This window comes from Teichococcus rhizosphaerae (assembly GCF_002631185.1).
Classification (GTDB): Bacteria; Pseudomonadota; Alphaproteobacteria; order Acetobacterales; family Acetobacteraceae; genus Pseudoroseomonas; species Pseudoroseomonas rhizosphaerae.
In genome coordinates this window covers 102,079-126,661 of the sequence record NZ_PDNU01000015.1, presented here as the reverse complement: position 1 = coordinate 126,661, position 24,583 = coordinate 102,079, and the positions used below count along the sequence as shown (strand labels likewise).

General features: G+C 73.6%; 30 protein-coding genes and 1 tRNA gene. 9 read left to right on the top strand and 22 right to left on the bottom strand.

Annotated features, from left to right (window positions below; all coding sequences use genetic code 11):
• Positions 1–17: 17 nt before the first annotated feature.
• The 8 genes from rpoN to CR162_RS10235 all read right to left on the bottom strand — a co-directional run bounded on the left by rpoN (position 18) and on the right by CR162_RS10235 (position 7,124).
• A complete protein-coding gene (gene rpoN, locus CR162_RS10270) occupies positions 18–1,502 on the bottom strand; it encodes an RNA polymerase factor sigma-54 (protein ID WP_099095453.1) in 1,485 nt (494 codons plus the stop codon).
• A gap of 76 nt (positions 1,503–1,578) precedes the next feature.
• Positions 1,579–2,331, bottom strand: a complete 753-nt coding sequence (gene lptB, locus CR162_RS10265; RefSeq protein WP_099095452.1) for an LPS export ABC transporter ATP-binding protein — start codon at positions 2,329–2,331, stop codon at positions 1,579–1,581.
• Entirely contained in the window at positions 2,328–3,323 is a 996-nt protein-coding gene (locus CR162_RS10260) for an LptA/OstA family protein (protein WP_099095451.1), read from the bottom strand. The genes lptB and CR162_RS10260 overlap by 4 nt, the downstream gene beginning before the upstream one ends.
• The gene (gene lptC, locus CR162_RS10255) at positions 3,320–4,018 is read right to left on the bottom strand and encodes an LPS export ABC transporter periplasmic protein LptC (RefSeq protein WP_099095450.1); all 699 of its coding nucleotides are present in this window, start codon (positions 4,016–4,018) and stop codon (positions 3,320–3,322) included. The genes CR162_RS10260 and lptC overlap by 4 nt, the downstream gene beginning before the upstream one ends.
• A 187-nt stretch (positions 4,019–4,205) precedes the next feature.
• Positions 4,206–4,859 carry a ribonuclease D gene (locus CR162_RS10250; protein ID WP_099095504.1) on the bottom strand — a complete coding sequence of 218 codons (654 nt, stop codon included), beginning with the start codon at positions 4,857–4,859 and terminating at the stop codon, positions 4,206–4,208.
• A gap of 59 nt (positions 4,860–4,918) precedes the next feature.
• Positions 4,919–5,002, bottom strand: a tRNA-Leu gene (locus CR162_RS10245).
• A gap of 223 nt (positions 5,003–5,225) precedes the next feature.
• A complete protein-coding gene (locus tag CR162_RS10240) occupies positions 5,226–6,224 on the bottom strand; it encodes an NADP-dependent oxidoreductase (protein ID WP_099095449.1) in 999 nt (332 codons plus the stop codon).
• A gap of 99 nt (positions 6,225–6,323) precedes the next feature.
• A complete protein-coding gene (locus tag CR162_RS10235; protein WP_176559802.1) occupies positions 6,324–7,124 on the bottom strand; it encodes an alpha/beta hydrolase in 801 nt (266 codons plus the stop codon).
• A gap of 347 nt (positions 7,125–7,471) precedes the next feature.
• Between CR162_RS10235 and CR162_RS10230 the strand changes: the two genes are divergently transcribed.
• Positions 7,472–8,308 (top strand): VOC family protein, encoded by an 837-nt coding sequence (locus CR162_RS10230; RefSeq protein ID WP_099095447.1) that lies wholly within the window; start codon positions 7,472–7,474, stop codon positions 8,306–8,308.
• 65 nt (positions 8,309–8,373) lie between these two features.
• Here the strand turns inward: CR162_RS10230 and CR162_RS10225 are convergent, their stop codons facing one another.
• From CR162_RS10225 to pdxH, 3 genes are all read right to left on the bottom strand, one after another.
• The gene (locus tag CR162_RS10225) at positions 8,374–9,249 is read right to left on the bottom strand and encodes a universal stress protein (protein ID WP_099095446.1); all 876 of its coding nucleotides are present in this window, start codon (positions 9,247–9,249) and stop codon (positions 8,374–8,376) included.
• A 144-nt stretch (positions 9,250–9,393) separates the two neighbouring features.
• A complete protein-coding gene (locus tag CR162_RS10220) occupies positions 9,394–10,842 on the bottom strand; it encodes a bifunctional aminoglycoside phosphotransferase/ATP-binding protein (protein WP_099095445.1) in 1,449 nt (482 codons plus the stop codon).
• Entirely contained in the window at positions 10,839–11,489 is a 651-nt protein-coding gene (pdxH, locus tag CR162_RS10215) for a pyridoxamine 5'-phosphate oxidase (protein WP_408887454.1), read from the bottom strand. Before pdxH ends, CR162_RS10220 begins: the two co-directional genes overlap by 4 nt.
• A 108-nt stretch (positions 11,490–11,597) precedes the next feature.
• Between pdxH and fabI the strand changes: the two genes are divergently transcribed.
• The 8 genes from fabI (at position 11,598) to CR162_RS10175 (ending at position 16,431) form a co-directional block, all read left to right on the top strand.
• Complete coding sequence (gene fabI, locus CR162_RS10210) at positions 11,598–12,437, top strand: enoyl-ACP reductase FabI (RefSeq protein WP_099095443.1); 840 nt, start codon at positions 11,598–11,600, stop codon at positions 12,435–12,437.
• A 121-nt stretch (positions 12,438–12,558) separates the two neighbouring features.
• Positions 12,559–12,780, top strand: coding sequence for a hypothetical protein (locus tag CR162_RS23095; RefSeq protein WP_099095442.1), 222 nt, complete (start codon positions 12,559–12,561; stop codon positions 12,778–12,780).
• A gap of 70 nt (positions 12,781–12,850) precedes the next feature.
• Positions 12,851–13,039: a hypothetical protein gene (locus CR162_RS23090; RefSeq protein WP_099095441.1), complete on the top strand. Its 189-nt coding sequence runs from the start codon at positions 12,851–12,853 to the stop codon at positions 13,037–13,039.
• A 2-nt stretch (positions 13,040–13,041) separates the two neighbouring features.
• Complete coding sequence (locus CR162_RS10195; RefSeq protein ID WP_099095440.1) at positions 13,042–13,263, top strand: hypothetical protein; 222 nt, start codon at positions 13,042–13,044, stop codon at positions 13,261–13,263.
• A gap of 11 nt (positions 13,264–13,274) precedes the next feature.
• Positions 13,275–13,544 (top strand): hypothetical protein, encoded by a 270-nt coding sequence (locus CR162_RS10190; protein ID WP_245870244.1) that lies wholly within the window; start codon positions 13,275–13,277, stop codon positions 13,542–13,544.
• A gap of 127 nt (positions 13,545–13,671) precedes the next feature.
• Entirely contained in the window at positions 13,672–14,778 is a 1,107-nt protein-coding gene (aroC, locus tag CR162_RS10185; protein ID WP_099095439.1) for a chorismate synthase, read from the top strand.
• A 138-nt stretch (positions 14,779–14,916) separates the two neighbouring features.
• Positions 14,917–16,140 carry a hypothetical protein gene (locus CR162_RS10180; protein ID WP_099095438.1) on the top strand — a complete coding sequence of 408 codons (1,224 nt, stop codon included), beginning with the start codon at positions 14,917–14,919 and terminating at the stop codon, positions 16,138–16,140.
• Between the two features lie 159 nt (positions 16,141–16,299).
• Positions 16,300–16,431 (top strand): peptide chain release factor 1, encoded by a 132-nt coding sequence (locus tag CR162_RS10175; protein ID WP_245870243.1) that lies wholly within the window; start codon positions 16,300–16,302, stop codon positions 16,429–16,431.
• Between the two features lie 5 nt (positions 16,432–16,436).
• Here the strand turns inward: CR162_RS10175 and CR162_RS10170 are convergent, their stop codons facing one another.
• From CR162_RS10170 to hisB, 11 genes are all read right to left on the bottom strand, one after another.
• Positions 16,437–17,177 carry a TlyA family RNA methyltransferase gene (locus CR162_RS10170; protein WP_099095436.1) on the bottom strand — a complete coding sequence of 247 codons (741 nt, stop codon included), beginning with the start codon at positions 17,175–17,177 and terminating at the stop codon, positions 16,437–16,439.
• Between the two features lie 85 nt (positions 17,178–17,262).
• Positions 17,263–19,245 (bottom strand): 1-deoxy-D-xylulose-5-phosphate synthase, encoded by a 1,983-nt coding sequence (gene dxs, locus CR162_RS10165; protein ID WP_099095435.1) that lies wholly within the window; start codon positions 19,243–19,245, stop codon positions 17,263–17,265.
• 2 nt (positions 19,246–19,247) lie between these two features.
• Positions 19,248–20,156 carry a polyprenyl synthetase family protein gene (locus CR162_RS10160; RefSeq protein ID WP_245870242.1) on the bottom strand — a complete coding sequence of 303 codons (909 nt, stop codon included), beginning with the start codon at positions 20,154–20,156 and terminating at the stop codon, positions 19,248–19,250.
• 5 nt (positions 20,157–20,161) lie between these two features.
• On the bottom strand, positions 20,162–20,416 hold the full coding sequence (locus tag CR162_RS10155) for an exodeoxyribonuclease VII small subunit (RefSeq protein WP_099095434.1): 255 nt from the start codon (positions 20,414–20,416) through the stop codon (positions 20,162–20,164).
• A 50-nt stretch (positions 20,417–20,466) separates the two neighbouring features.
• Positions 20,467–21,396 (bottom strand): histone deacetylase family protein, encoded by a 930-nt coding sequence (locus tag CR162_RS10150; protein ID WP_099095433.1) that lies wholly within the window; start codon positions 21,394–21,396, stop codon positions 20,467–20,469.
• Between the two features lie 10 nt (positions 21,397–21,406).
• The gene (locus CR162_RS10145) at positions 21,407–21,661 is read right to left on the bottom strand and encodes a sulfurtransferase TusA family protein (protein WP_099095432.1); all 255 of its coding nucleotides are present in this window, start codon (positions 21,659–21,661) and stop codon (positions 21,407–21,409) included.
• Between the two features lie 86 nt (positions 21,662–21,747).
• Positions 21,748–22,134, bottom strand: coding sequence for a PH domain-containing protein (locus CR162_RS10140; RefSeq protein WP_099095431.1), 387 nt, complete (start codon positions 22,132–22,134; stop codon positions 21,748–21,750).
• Between the two features lie 91 nt (positions 22,135–22,225).
• Positions 22,226–22,804 carry a GNAT family N-acetyltransferase gene (locus CR162_RS10135; protein WP_099095430.1) on the bottom strand — a complete coding sequence of 193 codons (579 nt, stop codon included), beginning with the start codon at positions 22,802–22,804 and terminating at the stop codon, positions 22,226–22,228.
• On the bottom strand, positions 22,805–23,458 hold the full coding sequence (hisH, locus tag CR162_RS10130; protein ID WP_099095429.1) for an imidazole glycerol phosphate synthase subunit HisH: 654 nt from the start codon (positions 23,456–23,458) through the stop codon (positions 22,805–22,807). It lies immediately after the preceding gene.
• Positions 23,455–23,898 (bottom strand): DUF2628 domain-containing protein, encoded by a 444-nt coding sequence (locus CR162_RS10125; protein ID WP_099095428.1) that lies wholly within the window; start codon positions 23,896–23,898, stop codon positions 23,455–23,457. Before CR162_RS10125 ends, hisH begins: the two co-directional genes overlap by 4 nt.
• Positions 23,898–24,503 carry an imidazoleglycerol-phosphate dehydratase HisB gene (gene hisB / locus CR162_RS10120; protein WP_099095427.1) on the bottom strand — a complete coding sequence of 202 codons (606 nt, stop codon included), beginning with the start codon at positions 24,501–24,503 and terminating at the stop codon, positions 23,898–23,900. The genes CR162_RS10125 and hisB overlap by 1 nt, the downstream gene beginning before the upstream one ends.
• Positions 24,504–24,583 lie beyond the last annotated feature (80 nt).

Sequence of the window (24,583 nt, the reverse complement as noted above, 5' to 3'; positions counted from 1 at the left end):
GTCGCGCCCGCTCCGGGTCAGGCTGGGACGGCCTTCTCCCGTTTGCGCTGCACGGACGATGGAATGCGCAGCGCTTCCCGGTATTTGGCCACCGTCCGGCGGGCGATGTCCACACCTTCCCGACGCAAAGCGGCGACGATCGCGTCATCGCTGAGGATATCGTCGGGCGTTTCGGCCGCGACCATGCTCCGGATGCGGTGGCGTATCGCCTCGGCGCTGAAAGTTTCGCCGCCCGTGCCGCCGATCGCGGTTGTGAAGAAGTATTTGAGTTCGAAATTGCCGCGCGGCGTCGCGATGTACTTGTTGGCGGTGACACGGCTGACGGTCGATTCGTGCATCTCCACCGCCTCCGCGACATCGCGCAGGATCAGCGGCCGCAGATGCGCGACGCCGTGGCGGAAGAAGCCGTCCTGCCGCCGCACGATCTCGGCCGCCACCTTCAGGATGGTGTTGGCGCGCTGCTCCAGGCTCTTCACCAGCCAGTTCGCCGCCTGGAACCGTTCCGACAGGAAGGCGCGCTCCTCGCGCGAGGCGGCGACCAGCGCGCGCGCGTGGAAGCCGCGGTTGACCAGCACGCGCGGCAGCGTCTCGGGGTTCAGCTCCAGCAGCCACTCGCCCGCCTCGCCGCTCCGGATGGGCGCGGGGCGCATCAGCACGTCGGGCACCAGCGAGGGGGCGGGAACGGCGTCGAAGCCGGCGCCGGGCTTGGGATCGAGGCGCCTCAGCTCGGCCACCATGTCGGCCAGGTCCTCGGCATCGACGCCGCAGGCGCGCATCAGCCCGCGCATGTCGCGCCGCGCCAGCATCTCCAGGTTCCGCAACAGCGCGGCCATGGCGGGGTCCAGCCGGTCGCGCTCGGCCAGCTGCACGGCCAGGCACTCGCCGAGCGAGCGGCAGAACATGCCCACCGGCTCGAAGCGCTGCATGCGCGCGCGGATGCGCGCCACCCGCGCCTCCGCGCAGCCCAGCGCGGCGGCGATGGCGGCATCCGGCGCCGGCAGCCGCCCCGCCGCGTCGAGCAGCGCGATGAGCTGCGCGCCGATCATCCGGTCCATCGGGTCGGCGAAGGTGAGGCGGAGCTGCTCGCCCAGCTCCTCGCGCAGGCTGCGCGGCCGCTCGGCCGCCAGCGCCTCGATGCCGCGCGCATCCTCGTCGAAATCGGCGCGGCCGCCGCGCGGGGCCTCGTCGTCATAGACGTTCGACCAGTCGCGGATGTCGAGCGGCGCGTCTCCCTCGGGTGGCAGGGCGGCGGCGGTGCTGCTCTCGAAGCTGTCGGCCGGGGCGGGCGGCGGCGCGGCCGGCTCGCGCCCGGCATGGGCATCGGCCGGCGGGCCGTCGGGGCGCTCGTCGCGCTCCAGCAGCGGGTTGCGCTCCAGCTCCTCCTCGACAAAGGCGATGACCTCGAGGTTGGAGGATTGCAGCAGCTTGATCGCCTGCCGCAGCTGCGGCGTCATCACCAGCGACTGGGCGTGCCGCAGGTCCAGGCGCGGGCCGATGGCCATGGAGGCTCAGCCTGCCTTCAGGCGGGGTGGCGGGGAAGGGACGTCCGCCGCACGGGACCGGTGCAGCAGACGCATCTCAGAGGCTGAACCGCTCGCCCAGATAGACCCGCCGGACCCCCTCATGGGCGACGATGTCCTGGGGCGTGCCTTCCATCAGCACCTGGCCGTCATGCAGGATGTAGGCGCGGTCGATGATCTCCAGCGTCTCGCGCACGTTGTGGTCGGTGATCAGCACGCCGATGCCGCGGTTCTTGAGATGCTTCACCAGCTCGCGGATCTCGCCCACCGCGATCGGGTCGATGCCCGCCAGCGGCTCATCGAGCAGCACATAGGCGGGGTGGGTGGCGAGCGCGCGGGCGATCTCGCAGCGCCGCCGCTCGCCGCCCGAAAGGGCAAGCGAGGGGGAGCGGCGCAGATGCGTCAGCCCGAACTCGGCCAGCAGCTCGTCCAGCATCTGCTCGCGCCGGGCGCGGACGGGCTCCACCACCTCCAGCGCGGCGCGGATGTTGTCCTCCAGGCTCAGCCCGCGGAAGATCGAGGCCTCCTGCGGCAGGTAGCCCAGCCCCATGCGGGCGCGGCGGTACATCGGCAGGGCGGTGACGTCCTGCCCGTCCATGAAGACCTGCCCCTGATCGGGGCGGACCAGGCCGGTCATCATGTAGAAGGTGGTGGTCTTGCCGGCGCCGTTGGGGCCGAACAGCCCCACCGCCTCGCCACGCTTCACGCTGAGCGAGACGCCGCGCACCACGGGCCGCTTCTTGTAGCGCTTGCCCAGGTTGGTGGCGACCAGCCTGCCCTCGCCGGGGACGACCTTCAGCGCGGCGCTCATCGCGGCTGCCCCTGGGATTGCTGCCCCTGGCTTTGCTGTCTCTGGCCCTGGCCCTGCGGCTGAAGCGCCTGCTGCCCCTGCTGCGGGATGATGAGGCCCTGGACGCGCTGGCCGGGGGTGGACACCAGCCGCGCCACGCCGCTGCGCATGTTGACGATCGCCTCCTGTCCGTTGAGCTGGTTGTCGCCGCGCGTGATGCGCACGCCGCCCAGCAGCCGGGCCATGCCGGTCACTTCCGAATAAACGCCGCGGTCGCCGCGCACCACCTCGCCGGGGGTGCGGATCTCGACATTGCCGAACGCCTCGACGCGCTCGAGCTGGCTGCCCTGGCCGGGGGTGGCGGCACCGCCCGGGGCCTGGGCCGCGGCGGGCGCCGCGGCCCGGCGGGCGCCGCCCTGCTCCAGGAAGTAGCCCACCAGCGTGTCGGCGGCGATGCGCCGCTGGTCCTCGGTCACCACCACGGCGGCGCCGCGCGCCACCGCCATGCGGCGGCCCGGCCAGTATTCCATGCTGTCGCGCGCGGTCAGGGTGTTGCCGGGCGTGGTCAGCTTCAGGGCACGCCCCGTCATCACCAGCACGGACTGGTCCATGTCGTAGATGGCACGGTCGCCCTCGGCATGGTCGGTGGCGCTGTCGATGCGGACATTGCCCTCCGCCTCCAGCCGCCAGATCTCGCCGCCCGACATCGGCGTGTCCGCGCCCGGGGACACGCCGGCCGGCTGGCCCGCGCGGGGGCGGTAGCGGGCGATCAGCCGGTCGGCGGTCAGGGTCACGCCCTGGCGCACGGCGCGGGCATTGCCGCGGGCGATCACCACCTGCTCCTGCTGGCGCCACTCGATGCCGTCGGTGGCGGTCACCTCCACCGGGCCGCCCTGGCTCAGGTCCAGCGCCTGGGCGGCGGCGGCACGCGGGGCGAGCGCCAGCGGAGCGGCGGCCAGCAGCGCGCAGGCGGCAAGGATGGCCGCCGGAAGGCCGCGGTGCTTCTCAATCATCGTCCGCCCTCCAGGACAGCCTTGGCATTGCCGGTGAACACCACCACCTGGCCGCGATTCTCCAGCCGGAAGCCCTCGCTGACCAGCGTGCCGAAGGGGCCCTGCGCCGCCACGGGGCGGTCGCCCCGGGCATTGCCGCCCGCCACGTCGATCTGCGCGGCCTCGGTGCGCAGCGTGCTGCCGTCGTCGTGCCACAGCGTCACCTGGCCGGACAGGGCGAGCTGGTTGCTCATGCGCGCGTAGCGGCCCTGCTGCGCCTCCAGCAGCACCCAGGCGCCATCCGACATGAACAGGTCGGCGCGCGGCCGCTCGAGGTCGATGAGGTCGGTGTTGGCCTGCTGCGTGGCAGTGGTGGCGGTCACGTTGTAGGGGCGGTTCTGCTCGTCCAGCCCCTGGTAGCGGGCCGCGGCGATGCGCATGGCCTCGGCCGAGGTCTGCGCCACGCGACGAAAGGCGAGCCGCCCCCGCTCCTCGGCCGAATCGAACTCCGGCCACAGGGCGATGGCCGCCAGCAGGCCGAGCGCGCCCACCGGCAGCAGCCACTTGGCCAGCCGCACCAGCAGGCGTCGCCGCGCCAGGGCGCCGGCATCCATCGTCACGCGCGCGCGGGAAGGCAGCGTCGCGCGCGCGCGGCCTGGGGCGCGGGCGGCACGTTGCGCGGCAAGCGCGTCGCGGGGCGGGGTGGAGGGCGTCATTCTTCGGGCTTCGCTGATCCGGCGACGTTCAGCCCCGGCCGGCGCAGGGCCACGCGGGCGGGAAGGACGGGCCGGGCGGGACGGGGAAAAACCTCACCCACCCTGTATGGGGCCGCGCAGGGGCAGGGTCAACGCGCCGGGGCGCCGCCCGAATCAAAAAGCATGCCAAGTTTTCGCCGCATTCCGCTCAGTGGGCGAAAATGTCCGGCTCATCATAACCCATCAGGTCAAGCGCCCCGCGCGTGGGCAGGAAGCGGAAGCAGGCCTCGGCCAGTTCCAGCCGCCCCTCGCGCCGCAGCAGCGCCTCCAGCCTGTCCCAGAGCGCGTGCAGGTGCAGCACGTCGGAGGCGGCATAGGCGAGCTGCTCGGGCGTCAGCTCGGCCGCGCCCCAGTCGGAGCTCTGCTGCTGCTTGGAGATGTCCACACCCAGCAGCTCGCGGCAAAGGTCCTTCAGACCGTGCCGCTCGGTGAAGGTGCGGACCAGCTTGGCGGCGACCTTGGTGCAGCGCACCGGCGCGCATTCCACGCCCAGCGCCGCGCGCAGGATGGCGACGTCGAAGCGGGCGAAGTGGAACAGCTTCACCACGTCCGGCCGCGCCAGCAGCGCCTTGAGGTTGGGGCAGTCCGCGCCGCGCCCGCCGAGGCTCTCGGGGATGATCTGCACGCAATGCGCCGTGCCGTCGCCGGCCGAGAGCTGCACCAGGCAGAGCCGGTCGCGCCGCGGGTCGAGGCCCATCGTCTCGGTGTCGATGGCGACGACGGGGCCGAGATCGACATCCGGCGGCAGGTCGTGCCTGTGGAGCTTGATGGTGGTGTTGGCCGCGAACAGCGTGCTCGCCATCTTCGCCATCCCCTGCCTTCCGATCCTCGCTGCCGCGCCAGGGCGCCGCGGAGGAGATATGCCCAGGAAAGGACTCGAACCTTCACGACCTTGCGGTCACTGGCACCTGAAGCCAGCGCGTCTACCAATTCCACCACCTGGGCAAGGGGGCGAACCGCCGTTTGGCGTGGGAGGGCTTTTATGGGGGCGGCGGGGCGCCGTCAACGGGGGTTTTGACAAAATTACGACGCCCCGCGGAAAGGCCCGGCCCAAGCCCCGGGAACGGCCTCCGGCCCCGCTTTCCAGGGCCTTACGCGGGCTGCGCGGCACCGGCCCGCCGCCGGGGCGGCGCGGCGGGCCGGGGGATCCTCTCCCCCGGCCCCCGCCTCAGAGCTTCACCACCAGCTTGCCGAAGTTCTTTCCTTCGAGCAGCCCGGTGAAGGCGGCGGGCGCGTTCTCCAGCCCTTCCGCCATGTCCTCCTTCCAGCGCAGGCTGCCGTCGCGGACCCAGGCGGCGCCGTGCTCGCGCCAGCTCGGCCAGGCGCGCGGATGGTCGGTGACGATGAAGCCCTGCAGCCGCAGGCGCTTGCGCACCACGCTGGCCAGGCTCGGCCCGGGCGGCAGGGGGCGGACATTGTAGTCCGCCACCATGCCGCAGAAGGCGATGCGGCCGAAATCCCGCATGCGCGGGAACACCGCCTGCAGCACCGCGCCGCCGACATTCTCGAAATACACGTCGATGCCGTTCGGGCAGGCCTCGTCGAGCTGCCGGCCCAGGTCGCCGCGATGGTCGAGGCAGGCGTCGAAGCCCAGCTCCTCCGTCACGTAGCGGCACTTCTCCGCGCCGCCCGCGATGCCGATGACGCGGCAGCCCATGCGCCTGGCGATCTGCCCGGCGATGCCGCCCACCGCGCCGGAGGCGGCGGCGACCACGAAGGTTTCCCCGGGCTTCGGCTGGCCGATCTCGGTGACGCCGACCCAGGCCGTGGTGCCCGGCATGCCGAGCACGCCGAGATAGGCGCTGGGCGGCACGCCCTCCACCGCGGGCAGCTTCTGCACGGTGTGGCCGGGGGCGGCGGAATAGAGCTGCCAGCCGCGCGCGCCGCCCACCCAGTCGCCGGGCGCGAAGCCGGGGTGGCGGCTTTCCACCACCTCGCCCACGCACTCGCCCTCCATCACGCCGCCCAGCGGCACGGGCGCGGCATAGGAGGCGCTGTCATCCATCCGGCCGCGCATGTAGGGGTCGAGCGACAGGAAGCGGTGCCGCACCAGCACCTCGTTCTTGCCGATCTCCGGCAGCGGCGTCTCGGCCAGCTCGAAATGCTCCGGGCCGGGGCGGTCCTTCGGGCGGGCCTTCAACAGAATCTGCCGGTTCCGCTCAGCCATTCGCTGTCTCCCTCATTCCTGGCGTTGGGCGGGCAGTCTGCGCCGGCTTCGCCGCCCTGCCAACGCGGCAAGGGCACGCCTTCCCCGGAGCCGCTGCCCTCAGGGCGGCGCGTGGCGCAGCCATTCCTCGATCCGCGCGGCCAGGCCGGGCCAGCCGGGCTCCAGCATCATCAGGTGGCCCATCCCCGGCAGGAACTCCGCCCGCGTGCCGTGCCACAGGGCGCAGCGCCGCACCGCGTCGGAGGCGATCAGCCTGTCTCCGCCGGCGCCCAGCACCAGCACCCGGCGGCCATGCAGCCAGCCATGCGGCACGGGCTGCGGCAGCTGCGCCTCCAGCAGGGCGGCGCGCGACTCGCCGCCCATCCGCGCCAGCAGGGCCTGCGCCCTGGCGCGCGGCATGGCGGGGCCGAACAGGGTGTCCGCCAGCTCCGGCGGGGCGCTGCCGATGGGCGCGTCCATTCGCGCCGCCTCGGCCCACAGCGCCGGGTCGGTCAGCGCCAGCCGGGTGGAGGAAAGCCAGAGCCCCTCGGGCGGCACGGGCGCGAGCAGCACGGCGCCGCACACGGCGGGCTCCAGCAGCAGGCGCTGCGCCACCAGCGCGCCCAGCGAATGCCCGACCAGCACCACCGGCCGGCCGATCCGCGCCAGCGCGGCGCGCGCCTGCACCACATAGTCGGTCAGGCCCGCGGCGTTGTGGTGCGCCTGCCGCGCCAGGTCGAGCACCCAGCCGGGAAACCCCGCCCCGGCGAGATGCGCCGCGAAGCCTTCCTCCCACACCCAGCCGCCGCAACCGGCGCCGTGCAGGAACAGCAGGGCCGGGGCGCCCACCGCGGGGAAGTGCCGCATTCCCGGCCGCGCCGCGGCGCTGCCGGGCGGCGGGGAAAGGCCGATATCGGGCATCACCCGCCCTTTCCGGGGCGCGGGGCGGAAGGCGGCCGCCCCGCCGCCCGCCACATGCCGGCGGCGCGGGCCTCCAGGCTCCGCAACGTGAAATCGGCCATGCCCAGTGGCGCCCCCTTTTCCATCAGCATCCCGCCCGAGCATCGTGCCGGCGCCGGCAGGCCCCTTGCCCGGGCACGCGGCTTCGCGCCGGGCGGCATCGGCTGCCACGATAGGAGCGGGCCGGCAGGGGGAACAGAGGGGCGGATAGCGGAAGCGCCGCCGGGGGCGTTCACGGGCGGGGCCTCCCCCTTGCGCGCCGCGCGCCCCAGATGCTGGCCATCCACCGCCCCGTCCGGAAGGCCCGCATGTCCGAAGCCCCGCATCCCCCCACCCCCGACCCGCATCCCGCCGGGGCGCCGCTCGCCATTGCCGGCGTGACCCTGGCGGCGCGCGACGCGCCCCGGCTCGCGGCGTTCTATGCCGGGCTGTTCGGCTTCGAGTCCCGGCCCGACCCGGCGGAGCCGGGCGCCCTGCGGGTCGGCCCCGCCGGGCGGCCGCTGCTGCGGCTGCTGCACCGCCCGCAGGCGCGGCCGGAGCGCGGCGACGAGCCGGGCCTGTTCCACGCCGCCTTCCTGCTGCCCGGCCGCGCCGCCCTGGCCGGATGGCTGCACCATGCCCTGGCGCAAGGCACGCGGCTGGAAGGCGCCTCGGACCATGGCGTCAGCGACGCGCTCTACCTTTCCGACCCCGAGGGCAACGGCATCGAGGTCTATGCCGACCGGCCGCGCGCCGAGTGGCCGCGCCCGCCCTCGGGCGAGGGCGTGGCGATGGTGACGCGGCGGCTGGACCTGCCCCTCCTGCTGGCCGCGGCCCCCGGCCCCGCCCTGGCGCCCGGCGACACCCATATCGGCCATGTGCACCTGCGCGCGGGGGATCTCGCCGCCACGGAGGCGTGGTACGCCGCGCTCGGCCTAGCGGTGACGCAGCGCATGCCGCGGGCGAGCTTCCTCGGCAGCGGCGGCTACCACCATCATGTCGCGTTGAATGCGTGGCGCAGCGGCGGCGTGCGGCCGGAAGGGCTCGCGGGGCTGGTGGCGCTGGAGCTGCGGGCCAGCGGCCCGGAGGCCCACGCCAGGGCGGCGGCGGGGCTGGGGAGCGGGGCCGACCCTTCGGGCAACCGGGTGCGGCTGGCCGGCGCGTGACTGGCTGGCGCGTGAAGGGAGCCGGGGGAATTCCTTCTCCCCGGCTCGCTCGTTCCTCGCCAGCCTCAGCGGCACATCAGGACGGGGATGTCCGCGTTCTCCAGCACATGCCGCGTCACGCCGCCCAGGATCAGCTGGCGCAGGCGGGAATGGCTGTAGGCGCCCATGCACAGCAGGTCCGCGTTGAAGTCCCGCGCCGCGCCGAGCAGGCCCGCGCCCACCTCGCGCGTCTGCGGCTTGAACGGCACCGCCTCGGCCTGGATGCTGTGCCAGCGCAGATAGGCCTTCAGCCCCTCCGCATCCGGGCCGCGGCGCTGGTAGTCCTGGCTGTGCAGGATGCGCACCGCCTCGGCATGGTGCAGCCAGGGCAGCGCCGCCGCCACCGCCGCGGCGCTTTCCGCCGTGCCGTTCCAGGCGCAGCAGACCCGCGTGCCGATGGTGACGGGCGGCTCGCGCGGGGCGATCAGCACGGGGCGGCCGGAATCGAACAGCACGGCATGCAGCGCATCGGAGGAGGAGACGTCCTCGTCCGCCTCCGGGTGCGGCACCACCGCCATGTCGTAGAGGCGCGACTGCTGCGCCACCACGTCCTCTTCGCGCCCCGCGATCGACTCGAAGGACAAGGTCGGTCCCTCGGTCTTCAGCGCGCTCTCGGCGGAAAGCGCGATGGTCACGTCCCGCCCCTGCACGAACTTCTCGAACAGGCTGCGCACGCGCCCCGCGCGCTCGCCGCTCTCGCGCTCGGTGGCCGCCATCATCTCCTCGATCATGGCGCCCGAAAGGCCCTCGCCCGCCAGCGGCGCCACGTCGCGCGCATCGACGCGGACATGCAGGCAATGCACATGCGCGTTCCAGGTCCGCGCCACCATCAGCGCGGTTTTCAGCGCCGCTTCGCCGGCGGCGGTTCCGGTCAGCGGCAGCAACAGCCGGCGGTAGGCCATCGGTTGGTCTCCTTCCTCCAATCCGGCACCCGGACGACCGGGCGCGGAGCATTGTAACACGGCGCGGCGGCGCGCGTCCCGCCCGCCATCCTCCGCCCTTCCGGCGGGGGGTGGAGGCTAGAGCCTGGCCGGCGGATCGCCTCGTTAAATCTCGTTGGGCAACGGCCGGCTGGCATCCAGCCGCCGCCACGCGATCGGGCCGGGGTCGCGCCGGGCCGTCTGCTCCAGCACGGCGAGCCCGGCATCCGAGGCGTCGCCGCGCCGCGCCGCCACCCGGGCGCGCAGCAGCGGCAGCGGCGCCTCCAGCCAGACGCCCTGGAAGGGAACGCCCGCCGCCGCCGCCACCGCCGCGATGCGGGCGCGCAGCGCGGGCTCCAGGAACACCGAATCGGCGATGACGCCGTGCCCGGCCCGCAGCGCCTGCCCCGCCAGGGCGCAAAGCTCGGCCTGCACGGCGGCGCTGGCCTCCGGGGCATAAGCCTCGGGCGGCAGGCGGTCCTCGGGCGCCATGCCGTGCAGCCGCTTGCGGATCTCGTCGCTGCGCAGCACCAGCGCGCCGGGCGCGGCGCCGATCCCCGGCGCCCAGAGCCGCGCCGCGTGCGACTTGCCGGTGCCCTGCAGCCCGCCCACCGCGACCAGGCGCGGCGGCGCCGGCCGCAGCGCCGCCTCCGCCGCCGCCAGGAAGGGCAGGCCGTCCTGCCCCACGCGGTGCAGGCAATGGGCGCGGATCATGCTCCGCAGCGACAGCCACAAGGGCAGGCCGGCCAGCAGCCCGGCATCGCCGGTGCGGGCCACGTAGCGGTTCAGCACCCGGTTGGCGGCGGCGCGGTCCACCCGCCGCTCCAGGTCGGCCAGCAGGAAGGCGAGGTCGTAGCCGGTGTCGATGGTGGCCAGCGCCTCATCGAACTCCAGCGCGTCGAACGGCACGGGGCGGCCCTGCCAGAGCACCAGGTTGCCGAGATGCAGGTCGCCATGGCAGCGGCGCACCATGCCGGCCGCGGCCCGCGCCGCGAGCACGGGCGCCAGGCGGGACAGCCAGCCGCGCGCCGCCTCCGCCCAGGCCGCCACCCGCGCCTCCGGCAGGCCGGCCTCCAGCGCGGCGGCCACATTGCCCTCCAGCACCGCGCCCATGCGGGCGGGCGCGTCCCATCCGGCAACCGGCGCCAGCCCCGCATGCAGCGCCGCCACCGTGTCCCCCAGCGCATCCTGGAGAGCGGCATCGAGCGCGCCGCGCCGGGCGATGGCGTCGAGGAAGTCGGCGGCGGGAAGCGGGGCCATCTCCAGCACCCATTCCTCGGCCGGCCCCTCCCCCTCCAGCGCCAGCGCGCCATCGGCGCCGCGCGCCAGCCTGCGCACGCCGCGATACAGGCCCGGCGCCGACGGGGCGTTCAGCGCGTGTTCGCGGCGGCAGAAATGCTCGCGGTCGGCCAGGGCGGTGAAGTCGAGGAAGCCGAGGCTCACCGCCTTCTTCAGCTTCAGCACGCGGTCGGGGCCGATGAAGATGGCGGAGATGTGCGTCTCCACCGGCGTGTCGTCGCCGGTCAGCCGGGCCAGCAGCGCCGCCGCCGGCCGCTGCGCCTCGGGTATGCTCACGGGTAGAGGGATTCGGTGCGCCAGCCGCCGCCTGCTCCGGTGCCTCCCCCCGCATCGGCCCGGAAGATCTGCCGGTCGTGCAGGCGGAAGGGCATGTCGCGCCAGAATTCCAGCCGCTCCGGCAGCACGCGGTAGCCGCCCCAATGGGGCGGGCGCGGGATCTCGGCGCCGGGGAAGCGCGCCTCGGCCTCGCGCAGCGCCTCCTCCAGCTCGGCCCGGCCGGACAGCGGGCGGGACTGCCGCGAGGCCCAGGCGCCGAGGCGCGAAAGGCGCGGGCGGGTGGCGTAGTAGGCGTCCGACTCCTCCGCCGTCACCTCCTCCACCCGGCCTTCCACCCGCACCTGCCGGCGCAGCGTCTTCCAGTGGAACAGAAGGGCGGCGCGCGGATTGGCCCCCAGTTCGTCGCCCTTGCGGCTTTCCCTGTTGGTGAAGAAGACAAAGCCGCGCGCGTCCAGCCCCTTCAGCAGCACCATCCGGGCGGAAGGGAAGCCCTCCGGCGTGGTGGTGGCCAGGCACATGGCGTTGGGGTCGTTCGGCTCGCTGGCCTCGGCCTCGGCCAGCCAGGCGGCGAACAGCGCGAAGGGGCCGGCGGCCCCGGCATCGGCCTCCATGCGGGACACAGTGGCGGACGGATCAGGCGCGGTCATACGGCTCCCCCTTGCCCAGGCCTCGGGGGTGTGCCACCAGGGCCAGACCCTTGCAACCGGGGACATCCCCTGCCCTCGCAACCCCGATCAGAGCGGTCCTGCCCGAAAATGGAAGCTGCTGCCCCGCACGCAACCCCCGCCACCGGCACGCTGATGGCCGGAAAGCGTGGCCTCATCATGGGCTTGGCCAACGAGAAGTCCATCGCCTGGGGCATTGCCCGCGCCGTGGCCGCGCAGGGGGCCGAGCTGGCCTTCACCTATCAGGGGGAGGCGCTCGAGAAGCGCGTCCGGCCGCTGGCGGCCAGCGTCGGCAGCGACATCGTGCTGCCCTGCGACGTGGCGGACGAGGCCAGCGTCGATGCCACCTTCGCCGCGCTGGAACAGCGCTGGGGCCGGCTGGACTTCCTGGTGCACGCCATCGCCTATGCCGACAAGCAGTATCTGCGCGGCCGCTACATGGACACGCCGCGCGACGCCTTCCTGCAGGCGATGGACATCTCCTGCTATTCCTTCGCCTCCGTCAGCCGCCGCGCCGTGGCGCTGATGCCGGATGGCGGCAGCCTGCTCACCCTGACCTATCTGGGGGCCGAGCGCGTCACGCCGCACTACAACGTCATGGGCGTGGCCAAGGCGGCGCTGGAGGCCAGCGTGCGCTACATGGCCGTCGACGTCGGCAACCGGGGCATCCGCGTGAACGCCATCAGCGCCGGCCCGATCAAGACGCTGGCGGCCAGCGGCATCGGCGACTTCCGCTACATCCTGAAGTGGAACCAGTACAACGCGCCGCTGAAGCGCAACGTCACCATCGACGATGTGGGCGGCGCCGGCCTCTACCTGCTTTCCGGCCTCGGCTCCGGCGTCACGGGCGAGGTGCACCACGTCGATTGCGGCTACCACGTCGTCGGCATGAAGGCCGAGGACGCGCCGGACATCGCCGTCGCCACCTGAGCCCTGGCGGGGCCTCGCGGCCCCTCCCGCGCCGCCCCGCCGACACGGCGCGGCAACCTCTCCCCTTCCGGGCGGTTCCTTTCCCGCGCGGCCAATCCGGGCCGCGCCAGGGGATGCGCGCATGAGCCAGCACGAGCCGCCACTGCCGCCGGGCGCCCGGGGAACCACGCCCCTGTCCGGCGCCCCCACCGCACCCGCCTCCCCCGGCGCCCAGGACGATGCCGCCGCGGCGGAGCGGCAGGTGGCGGATGGCTCCGGCGAGGCCGCCACGGAGATTGCCGGGGATGCCGGGCGGGATGGCCGCGCCGGGCGCGCCCGGGCCGCCGCGCGGAACCTGCGCTGAGCACCGCCTCCGCTAAAGGACGCCCCCGCCGGGAAGTCGGCGGGCCATTCCAGGGAACGAGGAGAACGCCATGAGCAAGGCGCACATGCCGCCCGTGCCACCCGCCAACCGGCCCAAGGGCCCGGGCGGCGCGGCCGAGACGCCCGAGCAGAAGAGCCAGCAGCAGGCCCGGCCGCAGGACAACGTCCCGCAGCACCAGGGCCGCAGCGACAACCTGATGCAGAACACCCGCAACCAGGGCCACCAGCAGGACCGCTGATCATGCCGGACAAGCACCCCGACGCGGAGCGCCATGGCGGCCCCGGCAGCAGCCACCAGAACCGCCAGGACCCCTCGAAATCCGCCCCCACCGGCAGGAAGGGCGGCGGCTCCCATGAGGGGCCGGACCCGGGCTCGCCCACCAACCCCGACCACAGCCGCGTTTCCGGCGGCGGCGGGGAGCGGGACCGGCACCACGTCCACCACCCCGCCCACAAGAGCTGAAGGGAGCCGCCATGGCCGAGAAGCAACCAATGGCGCAGCGCACCCCGCCCGGCGGGGAAGCGGGCGGCGGCAGCGGCACCATCCGCCACAGCCACGCGGAAGATGCCGGGCGGAGCGGGGATGACGGGCAGCAGGAGAAGGCCAGCGGCACCATCCGCCAGCCGATCCCGCCCGGCGAGGTGCAGCCGGGCGAGACCAACGAGCTGGCCGCCACGCTGGGCGGCCCGGTCGACGTCTTTCCGGCCGGCGGGCGGCGCAAGCCGCCGCAGAGCGGGGACTGAACGCCAGAAGGGGCCAGGGGGGCCGGGGGATGGAACGCCCCTGGCCTCCCGCCTTCCGGCGCGGATTTGCGGTGGGGCGGGGCTTCGCCCATAACCGGCGGCCCAGCAGCCTCGCCGGTGTCCCGCCATGTCGCACAACAGCTTCGGCCATCTTTTCCGCGTCACCTCCTGGGGCGAGAGCCACGGCCCGGCGATCGGCGGCGTGGTGGATGGCTGCCCGGCCGGCATTCCGCTCACCGAGGCGGACATCCAGCCCTTTCTCGACAGGCGCCGCCCGGGCCAGAGCAGGTTCGTCACCCAGCGGCAGGAGCCGGACCAGGTGCGCATCCTGTCCGGCGTGTTCGAGGGGCTGACCACCGGCACGCCCATCTCGCTGCTGATCGAGAACCAGGACCAGCGCAGCAAGGACTATGGCGAGATCAGGGACCGCTTCCGGCCCGGCCATGCCGACCTCGCCTACCACCTGAAATACGGCGTGCGGGACTATCGCGGCGGCGGCCGCTCCAGCGCGCGGGAAACGGCGGTGCGCGTGGCGGCCGGCGCCATCGCCCGCAAGGTGCTGGGCGCGGGCGTATCCATCCGCGGCGCCATGGTGGCCATGGGCCCGCTCGGCATCGACCGCGCCCGGCTCGACTGGGCGGAAACCGACAGGAACCCCTTCTTCTGCCCCGACCCCACCGCCGTGCCGGCGTGGGAGGAGAAGCTGGCCGCCACGCGCAAGGCCGGCTCCTCGCTGGGCGCCGTCATCGAGCTGGTGGCGGAAGGCGTGCCGGCGGGCCTCGGCGCCCCCCTCTACGGCAAGCTGGACGCCGAGCTCGCGGGCGCGCTGATGAGCATCAACGCGGTCAAGGGCGTCGAGATCGGCGAGGGCTTCGCGAGCGCCGCGCTGGATGGCGAGGCCAATGCGGACGAGATGCGCATGGGGGAGGATGGCGAGGTGGCGTTCCTGTCCAACCATGCGGGCGGCATCCTCGGCGGCATCTCCACCGGCCAGCCCATCGTGGCGCGCTTCGCGGTGAAGCCCACCTCCTCCATCCTGACGCCGCGCCGCTCGGTGGACCGCTTCGGCCAGGAGGTGGAGGTGCGGACCCTGGGCCGGCACGACCCCTGCGTCGGCATCCGCGCCGTGCCGGTGGGCGAGGCGATGCTGGCCTGTGTGCTGGCCGACCACCTGTTGCGCCACCGCGCCCAGAACCCCGATGCGCCGGAGCGGCCCCGCCTTCCGCGCAACTGAGCCTGCCGCGCAACCGATGCTTCCGCGCAATTGAGCGCGAGCGCCGGGAGGGGGCGGCCCCAATCCCGAGCGGCGCGCTTGACTATTCGGCGGGGCCTCAGGATTAGAAAGGCAGACCAGACCAGCCGAGGCTTCCGCATGTTCCTCGATGCTCCACCGGCCGACATGGACCCGACCGCGACCTGCCGGCACTTCCTGTCGCTGGCCGGGCCAGACTCCTGGAGCCGGCGCATGGCGGACATCGCGGAGCGGGCACGGCCGCGCTCCTGGTCGGGCCGCGCGGCGCAGCAGCGCCACGCGCTGGAGCTGCTGCTGGCCCGCCTCGCCGACCCGCGCGAGAGCGCCGGCCCTTCCGCTGCCCTCAGCCCCGCCGAGCGGCGCATCCTGGCCCTGGTGCGGGAGGCGCTGGACCTGGCCGACACCCTGCCGCGGGATTCGCGGGAGCGGCTGCGCCAGCGCCTGCTGGAAGGGCTGACGGGCGAGGGCACCCTGATCCCGCTGTTCCACCTGCTGCGGGAGGCGGCGCGCCAGCGGGCGCGCGGCTTCAGCGTGGCCTTCACCGGCCTCGCCGAGGGCACGCCGCACGACCTGCTGCTGAGCCGCGAGGGCGAGTCGGCCGAGCTGGTCTGCGAAACCGTCTCGGCCGAGGAAGGCCGCCAGCTGCACCGCGGCGACTGGTTCGCGCTGGTGGACGGCATCAACCCCGACCTGCAGACCTGGCTGGCGGCGCATCCCGGCCGCTACGTGCTGAAGATGACCCTGCCCGAGGGCATCAGCGGCCCGCAGGAGCTGGCCGAGCTGCAACGCCGCGTCAGCGCCCTGCTCGCCGACCACCGGCGCCAGGACAGCTCCGCCTCCGCCGTGCTGAAGCTGGACCCGCTGGTGCTGGCCGGCGCGCAGATGTCGGGCGCCGCCCTGCCGCAGCACCTGCGCAGCCTGTTCGGCCCCGACGCGCACCTGGCCGTGGCGGCGGCGCCGGGGGGCAACAGCATGTTCGTCATGGCCGCCCGCGCCGGGCGGGAGAACGGCGTGGCCGCCGCCATCACCGCCCGGTTGGAGCAGGCGGCCGCCCGCCGCCTGTCCGGCACGCGGCCCGGCATCGTCTCGGTGTTCCTGGAGGACATCGAGCGGGCCGAGTGGCGCAGCCTGCGCGAGACGCTGGAGCTGGAAGGCACGGTGCGGCGCTTCTTCACCACCCCTGGCGCGCAGCGGATCATCGCCGCGAGCTGCGTCACCCGCATGGAGTTCTTCGGCATTCCCGCGCCGGACGGGGCGGCGGAAGGAGAATTGCGGTTCCGCAACCAGCTGCATCCGCAGGCCCGTTCTTCAGGGTTGCATGCGGCGATTGCATCCACTGTCTAAAATTTTCTCGATGTCTATTTAGTTTAACTTAAACGTGACCTGAATCTTTGCCCTGGCCATAAAATGGGGTCACAGAAGAGCCACTTTTTCCGGCATGCTGTGTTGCATCCTTCCCGCAACCGCCGCACCCAGGGGTTCCACCCGATGTCGGACCGTGAAATGGAAGCCAAGCTGCTGGAGCTCGATCGTCTGCTGAACGATCCCGAGGTCCAGATGGATCCGCATCGCGTCTGGTCGCTGCTGCAGGAAATCTCCGGCGCGCGAAAGGGCAACGTCCCGCGCGCCGCCTGAGGTTCTCAGGCCTCGCGCCGGGCGGCGATCAGGAATTCCCGGTTGCCCTCCGGCCCGAGGATCGGGCTCGGCTCCACCCCCAGCACCTTCCAGCCCCCGAGGCCCGACCACCAGGCCACCACCCGGTCGCACACCGCCTGATGCACCGCCGGGTCGCGCACCACGCCACCCTTCCCCACCAGCTCCGGCCCCGCCTCGAACTGCGGCTTGATCAGCGCCACGGCCCAGGCACCGGGCGCCGCCAGCGCCAGCGCCGCCGGCAGCACGGTGGCCAGCCCGATGAAGCTGGCATCGCACACCACCACGCCGGGCGGCTCGGGGATCAGCGCGGCATCCAGGCGGCGGGCATTGGTCTTCTCCAGCACCACCACCCGCGCGTCGCTCCGCAGCTTCCAGGCAAGCTGGCCATGGCCCACATCCACGGCATAGACCTTCGCCGCGCCATGGTGCAGCAGCACGTCGGTGAAGCCGCCCGTGGACGCGCCGACATCCACCGCCACGCGGCCGGCCGGGTCCAGCCCGAAATGCTCCAGCGCGTGCGAGAGCTTCATGCCGCCGCGGCTGACCCAGGGGTGCTCCTGGCCCTTCACCTCCAGCGGCGTGTCCCCGGCCACGGGCTGGCCGGGCTTCTCCACCCGCTTCGTGTTGGAGAACACCTTGCCGGCCATGATCAGCGCCTGCGCCCGGGCGCGGCTTTCCACCAGGCCGCGCTCCACCAGGGCGACGTCGGCGCGTTGCTTGGGCATCTTTGAAACTCCAGGAACAGGAGCCAGGGGCGCTGCCCCTGGAACCCCGCCGGGGTGACAGTGTCACCCCGGACCCCGCCTCAGGTTAAGCGCGGGCGGGGCGGGCAGCGCTTTCCGCGCCGAGGGCGGCGAGGGCGGTTTCCACCACGGAACGGGCGGACAGGCCGGCGGCCTCGTACTGCGCCTTGGGCGTGTCGTGGTCGATGAACGCGTCCGGCAGCACCATGGGGCGGAACTTCAGCCCGTGGTCGAAGGCGCCCTTCCAGGCCAGGTGCTGCATCACCAGCGCGCCGAAGCCGCAGACCGACCCCTCCTCGATGGTGATCAGCACCTCGTGCTCGCGCGCCAGCCGCTCCACCAGGGCGGTGTCCAGCGGCTTGGCGAAGCGGGCATCGGCGACCGTGCAGGGCAGGCCCCGCGCGCCCAGCTCCTCCGCCGCCTTGAGGCATTCCTGCAGGCGGGCGCCGTAGCTGAGGATGGCCACCTTGCCGCCCTCGCGCAGCACGCGCCCGCGCCCGATCTCCAGCACCGTGCCGCGCGCCGGCACCGGCTCCAGCCCGAAGCCCTCGCCGCGCGGGAAGCGCAGCGCGGTGGGGCCCTCGTCATAGGCGGCGCAGGTGGCCACCATGTGGGCCAGCTCCACCTCGTCGGCCGAGGCCATCAGCACCATCTCGGGGATGCAGCCGAGATAGGCGATGTCATAGGCGCCGGCATGGGTGGCGCCATCGGCGCCGACCAACCCGGCGCGGTCCATGGCGAAGCGCACGGGCAGCTTCTGCAACGCCACGTCGTGCACCACCTGGTCATAGGCGCGCTGGAGGAAGGTGGAGTAGATCGCGACAAAGGGCTTCATCCCCTCCGTCGCCATGCCGGCGGCGAAGGTGACGGCGTGCTGCTCGGCGATGCCGACATCGAAGGTACGGCGGGGGAAACGCTTCTGGAAGGCGTCGATGCCGGTGCCCGACGGCATGGCGGCGGTGATGCCGACGATGCGGTCATCGGCCTCCGCCTCGGCGATCAGGCTCTGCGCGAACACCTTGGTGTAGGTGGGCGGCCCCGGCGGCGCCTTGGCCTGGGTGCCGGTGATGACGTTGAACTTCGAGACGGCGTGGTACTTGTCGGCGCTCGCCTCGGCCGGGGCATAGCCCTTGCCCTTCTGCGTCACGACATGCAGCAGGATCGGCGCGCCGTCCTCCGCGTCGCGCAGGTTGCGCAGCAGCGGCAGCAGGTGGTCGAGATTGTGCCCGTCCACCGGGCCGACATAGTAGAAGCCCAGCTCCTCGAACAGCGTGCCGCCGGTCAGCAGGCCGCGGGCGTACTCGTCGGCGCGGCGGGCGGCGCGCTCCAGCGGGGCGGGGAAGCGCCGCGCCAGCTTGGCCATCATCTCGCGCAAGGAGAGGAAGGGGCGGGACGAGATCAGCCGCGACAGATAGGCCGACATGGCGCCCACGGGGGGTGCGATCGACATGTCGTTGTCGTTCAGCACCACGATCAGGCGGGAGCGCATGGCGCCGGCGTTGTTCATCGCCTCATAGGCCATGCCCGCGCTCATCGCCCCGTCGCCGATCACGGCGATGACGTTCTGCTCGTCGCGCCTCGAGGGCGCGCGGCGCGCGGCGGCGTGCTTCAGGTCGCGCGCCACCGCCATGCCGAGGCCGGCCGAGATGGAGGTGGAGGAGTGCGCCGCGCCGAACGGGTCGTACTCGCTCTCGCTGCGCCGGGTGAAGCCGGACAGGCCGCCGCCCTGGCGCAGCGTGCGGATGCGGTCGCGCCGCCCCGTCAGGATCTTGTGCGGGTAAGTCTGGTGGCCGACATCCCAGATCAGCCGGTCGCGCGGCGTGTCGAACACGGCGTGGATCGCCACGGTCAGCTCCACCACGCCGAGCGAGGCGCCGAGATGGCCGCCCGTCTGGGACACGGCGTGGACCGTCTCGGCGCGCAGCTCGTCGGCCAGCTGGCGGAGCTGCTCGGCCGAGAAGTTGCGCAGGTCGGCGGGCACGCGCACGCGGTCCAGCAGCGGCGTCGCCGGCAACGCGCCGGGGGCGAACGGGTTCGGGGGGTTCGCCATCCTCAGGACCTCCGGGCAATCGTGTAGTCGGCCAGCATCCGCAACAGATCGGCACGCGCGCCGAAGCTGTCGAGATGCGCGCGGGCCTGCGCGGCCAGCCTTTCGGCCTGCACCCGGGCGCGCTCCAGCCCGAGCAGCCCCACCAGGGTCGCCTTGCCGGCCGCGGCGTCCTTGCCGGTGCGCTTGCCGGTCTCGGCCGCGCTGGCGGTCGCGTCCAGGATGTCGTCGGCGATCTGGAAGGCGGCGCCCAGCTCGCGCCCATAGGCGCAGAGGGCGTGGCGCTGCGGCCCCGGCGCCTTGCCGAGAACGGCGCCCGCCTCGGCCGAGAACTCGATCAGCTTGCCGGTCTTGAGCAGCTGCAGCCGGCCGATGGCCGCCTCGGTCGGCGGCTCGGCGCCGTTCTCGGCCAGCATGTCCAGCATCTGGCCGCCGCACATGCCGCGCGCCCCGGCGGCCAGCGCCAGGCGCAGGCACAGCTCGGCCCGCACGGCGGGGTAGGAATGGGTGTCCTCATGCGCCAGCACGGCGAAGGCGTGGGCCTGCAGCGCGTCGCCCGCCAGGATGGCGGTGGCCTCGTCGAAGGCCTTGTGGACGGTGGGCTTGCCGCGGCGCATGTCGTCATTGTCCATCGCCGGCAGGTCGTCATGCACCAGCGAATAGGCGTGCAGCATCTCGATGGCGGCGGCGACGCGCAGCGCCGAGGTGCGCGAGACGCCGAACTGCGCCGCCCCCTCCAGCACCAGGAAGCCGCGCATCCGCTTGCCGCCCCCCAGCGCGGCGTGGCGCATGGCGGCGTAGAGGCGGGCTTCCGCCCCGTCCTCCGCCGGCAGCAGGGTGTCCAGCGTGTGCTCGATCTCGGCCGCCGCGGCGCGCAGCGCCTCGGGCAGGGCGGCGGGCAGGGTCTGGCTCACGGCGCTCAGGCCATCTCGCGGAGCGTGGCGCCCTCGGGGCCGCCGCCGGGGCCGGCGACGATCGCCTGCACCTTCTGCTCCGCCTCGGCCAGCTTCGCCTCGCAATGGCGGCGCAGCGCCGCGCCCCGCTCATAGTCGGCGATCGCCTCCTCCAGCCGGGCCTGGCCACCCTCCAGCTTCTTCACGATCGCATCCAGCTCGGCCAGGGCGGCCTCGAAGGACAGGGAAGCGACGTCCGGACGGTTGGGCGTCTCAGGCATGGGGCAGCAACCTCGGGGCCAAGTGTGGGGCAGGTGGGCAGGGCGGCGCGTCAGGCGTTCATCAGCGCCCGGACATGGCTGGCGGCGGAGGCCGCCAGCGCTTCCAGATCATAGCCGCCTTCGAGCGTCGAGACGACCCGGCCGCCGCACAAGCGGTCCGCAATGCCGCAGATTTGGCCGGTGAGCCAGCCGAAATCGGCCTCCCGCACGCGCAGCTGCGCCAGCGGGTCGCGCGCATGGGCATCGAAGCCGGCGGAGACGACGATGAGGCCGGGGCGGAATGCCTCCAGCGCCGGCAGCAGCCGCTCCCGCCACGCGGCGCGGAAGGCGGCGGCGTCCGCCCCCGGCTCCAGCGTGACGTTCATCACGTTGCCCATCCCCGTCTCGTGCTCCATCCCCGTGCCCGGGTAGCAGGGCGACTGGTGCGAGGACAGGAACAGGATGGAAGGGTCCGCCTCCACCGCCGCCTGGGTGCCGTTGCCGTGGTGGACGTCGAAATCCAGCACCGCCACGCGGGCGATGCCGTGCGCGCGCTGGGCGTGGCGGGCGGCGATGACGGCGTTGCCGAACAGGCAGAAGCCCATGGGCCGGCGCGGCTCGGCATGGTGGCCGGGCGGGCGCACGGCGCAGAAGGCGCGCCGCACCTCGGCCCGGCACACCGCGTCCACCGCCGCGATGCCGGCCCCCGCCGCGCGCAGCGCCGCCTCGGCGCTGTGCTCGTTCATGCCGGTGTCGCCATCCAGCATCACCATCTCGCCCGGCTCCGGGCGGATGCCCAGGATGGCGCGCACATAGTCGGGGGGGTGGGCGAGGGCGAGCTGCTCGGGCGTCGCGCGCGGCGCCTCCTCGCGGATCAGGGTGGCGAACTCCTCCGCTTCCAGCGCCGTCAGCACGGCGCGCAGGCGGTCGGGGCATTCCGGGTACCCCTCGCCGTTCTCATGGCCGAGGCAGGCGCGGTGCGAGACCAGGAGGACGCTCATGGCGCGCGCGTCAGTCCTTCGCCGGCGCGGCGGGCTGGTCCTCCCGCTTGCGCAGGGTGAAGCGGTACAGCCCGGCGGATTCGCTGAAGGCCACCAGCGCGTGTCCGGTCTCGCGGCTATAGGCCTGGAAATCCTTGACGCTGGCCGGGTCGGTGGCCAGCACCGTCAGCTTCGCGCCGGGGGGGAGGCCGCGCAGGGCCTTGTTGGCCTTCAGCACGGGCAGTGGGCAGGTGAGGCCCTGAACATCCAGCGTGGTCTCGCTCATGGGAAGAGACTGGACCACCGGCGCGGCCGCGGCGCAAGCGGCCTCCCCGCGCGGAGGGGCGCCCTGCCCCGCTCCGTCGCCCGGCATCACGCGCCCCGCAGGCGCTGGGCCAGCACGGCCTGGGCGGCCATGGCCGCGCCGCCGCCGCGCCGGAAGCCGAGCGTGACGGGCTCGCCGCCATGGTCCCAGACCTTCAGCTCCTCCTCCAGCTCGGCCGTGCCGCCGACCTCGACGGCGAAGCGCCGGATGGACCTGTAGGGAATGCTCAGGATCTCGGTCTTGGAGCCGGTGATGCCCTGGCGGTTCGTCACCAGCAGCCGCCAGTCGGTCAGGGCGAAGCCATCCCGCACGGTGCGGAAGGCCGCCAGCACCGCCTCGCCCGGCAGCAGCGCCTCCTGGAAGCGGGGGCCGAGTTCCTCCGGCCGCACCTGTCCGGCATCGCCGGTGATGGCGCCCAGCAATTTGCCCAGCATGGCCCTGTTCCCTCCGCAAGCCCGTGCCCCGGAAGATGGGAGGCGGCGGGCCCGGCGTCCAGGGCCGCGGCGGCGCTCAGTTATGTAGCGCTCAGTTCTGCGGCGGGCCGGCGCGCATGTCGAGCGCCCGGCCGCGCGGCGGCTCCAGCAGCTTGTAGTAGTAGTGGCCGGCCACGGTGCGGCCGCGCACCCGGGCATAGGCCGGGTGGGTGCCCCAGCGCGTGTAGCCCAGCGCCTCGAACAGCGCGATGGCGGTGCTCTGCGTTTCCCGCACGTCGAGGTTCAGCACGCGGTGGCCGAGGGCGGCGGCGCGCTCCTCCACCCGGCGCACCATCAGCCGGGCGAGGCCGTGGCCGCGCGCATAGGGCGCGATGTAGGCATGGGTGAGCTGGGCGCCGAAGGCCTGCGCCTCGTTGTTGCGCGGCGGGCGGATGAGCTGGGCCGAGCCCACCGGCACGCCGTCGAGGCGCGCGATGAACAGCTCGCTGCCCGGCACCAGCAGCACGCCGCGGAAATGCCGCGCCAGCGCCTCCCGCCCCTGCGGCTCCACCCAGCCGAAGCCGCCCCCCTCGATGATGGCGGCGTCGGTGGCCTCGCACAGGTCGGCGAGGTCCAGCTCGTCGAGCGCCTCGGCGCGCTCGATCATCAGTTCATGCTGCGAGGCGGACATTCAGGGGTGCCATGCGAGGAAGTTGGCCAGCATGCGAAGGCCGGTGAACTGGCTCTTCTCCACATGGAACTGGGTGCCGACCATGTTGTCCCGCCCCACCACGGCGGCGACGGGGCCGCCATAGTCGGCGGTGGCCAGCACCTGCTCCGGCCGGCCGCCGGACAGCGCGTAGGAATGCACGAAATAGGCGTGCGCGCCGGGCTCCAGCCCGGCCAGGACGGGGTGGACGCCGGGGGTGAAGCGCAGCGCGTTCCAGCCCATCTGCGGCAGCGGCAGGGGCGCGCCGGACGCGTCGCGCGGGTCGAGCGGCGCGATCTCGCCTTCCAGCCAGCCGAGGCCCGGCGTCTCGCCATGCTCCAGCCCGCGCCGCGCCATCAGCTGCATGCCGACGCAGATGCCGAGAAAGGGCACGGCGCGGCGCGTCACCGCCTCGTCCACCGCCTCGATGATGCCGGGCATGGCCTCCAGCCCGCGCCGGCAGGCGGCGAAGGCGCCCTGCCCCGGCATGACGATGCGGTCCGCCGCCGCCACCGCCTCGGCGGCCGTCTCGACGGTGATGGCGGCATCGAGCCCCGCGTCATGCGCCGCGCGGTGCAGCGCGCGCAGCACCGAGGCGAGGTTGCCCGAACCCGGATCGACGACCGCGACCTTCATGCCGCCTTTCCTTCCATCATGCCCGCCGCATCCATCGCGCGCGGCGCTTCGGCCCGTGCCAAGGCGGGGCGCGCGTCGAGCGCGCGCAGCAGCGCCGCCTCCTCGTCCGCGCCGAGCACCACGGCGGCGACGGGCAGGCCGCGCCGCGCCAGCGTCCAGCGCCGCAGGTCCTGCGCGTGCAGCCCGATCAGCCAGTGCGCGCCCAGCCACGCGTAAGGGCGCAGGGCCTCCGGCAGCAGCAGGGCCGCCAGCACGGAAAGCGCCAGGTAGAGCACCAGCACCAGCCACAGCCCGTGCCGCAGGAACCACAGCGGCGGCAGCAGGGCCGCGGCCAGGGAGAAGCCCTCCGGCACCAGGGCCAGCCCCTGCGCGCGCCGCGCCCGGCCCGGCGCGGCGGCCTGGCCGGAAATGGGCGGGCTGTGCACCGTCCAGGCGCGCATCACCCCTCCAGCACCCCCTTGGTGGAGGGGATCACGCCGGCCGCGCGCGGGTCGGGCTCCACCGCGGCGCGGAGCGCGCGGGCCACGGCCTTGAACACGCCCTCGGCGATGTGGTGCGCGTTGGTGCCGGCGCGCTGCGTGACGTGCAGGGTGATGCCCGCGTTCATCGCGAAGGCGCGGAAGAACTCCTCGAACAGCTCGGTGTCCATCTCGCCGATCTTGTCGCGCGGGAAGGTCACGCTCCAGGCCAGGAAGGGGCGGCCGGAGATGTCGATGGCGGCCTCGGCCAGCGTCTCGTCCATCGGCACCACGGCATGGCCATAGCGGCGGATGCCGCGCTTGTCGCCCAGAGCCCGCCGCACCGCCTGGCCGAGCACGATGCCCACATCCTCGGTGGTGTGGTGGAAGTCGATGTGCAGGTCGCCCTTCGCCTCGACATCCATGTCGAGCAGGCTGTGCCGCGCCAGCGCCGTCAGCATGTGGTCGAGGAAGCCGATGCCCGTGCCGACGCGGCTCTTCCCGGTGCCATCCAGGTCGAGCGAGACGCGGATCTCCGTCTCGCTGGTGCTGCGGGCGATGTCGGCGGTGCGGGGCTTGGCGTCCATGGGGGCTTCCTAGACCGCGTGAGGGGGGCTTGCCCAGAGGTAGAAGCGCGCGGGAGGGTTGCCACCCCCCAGGCCCGGGC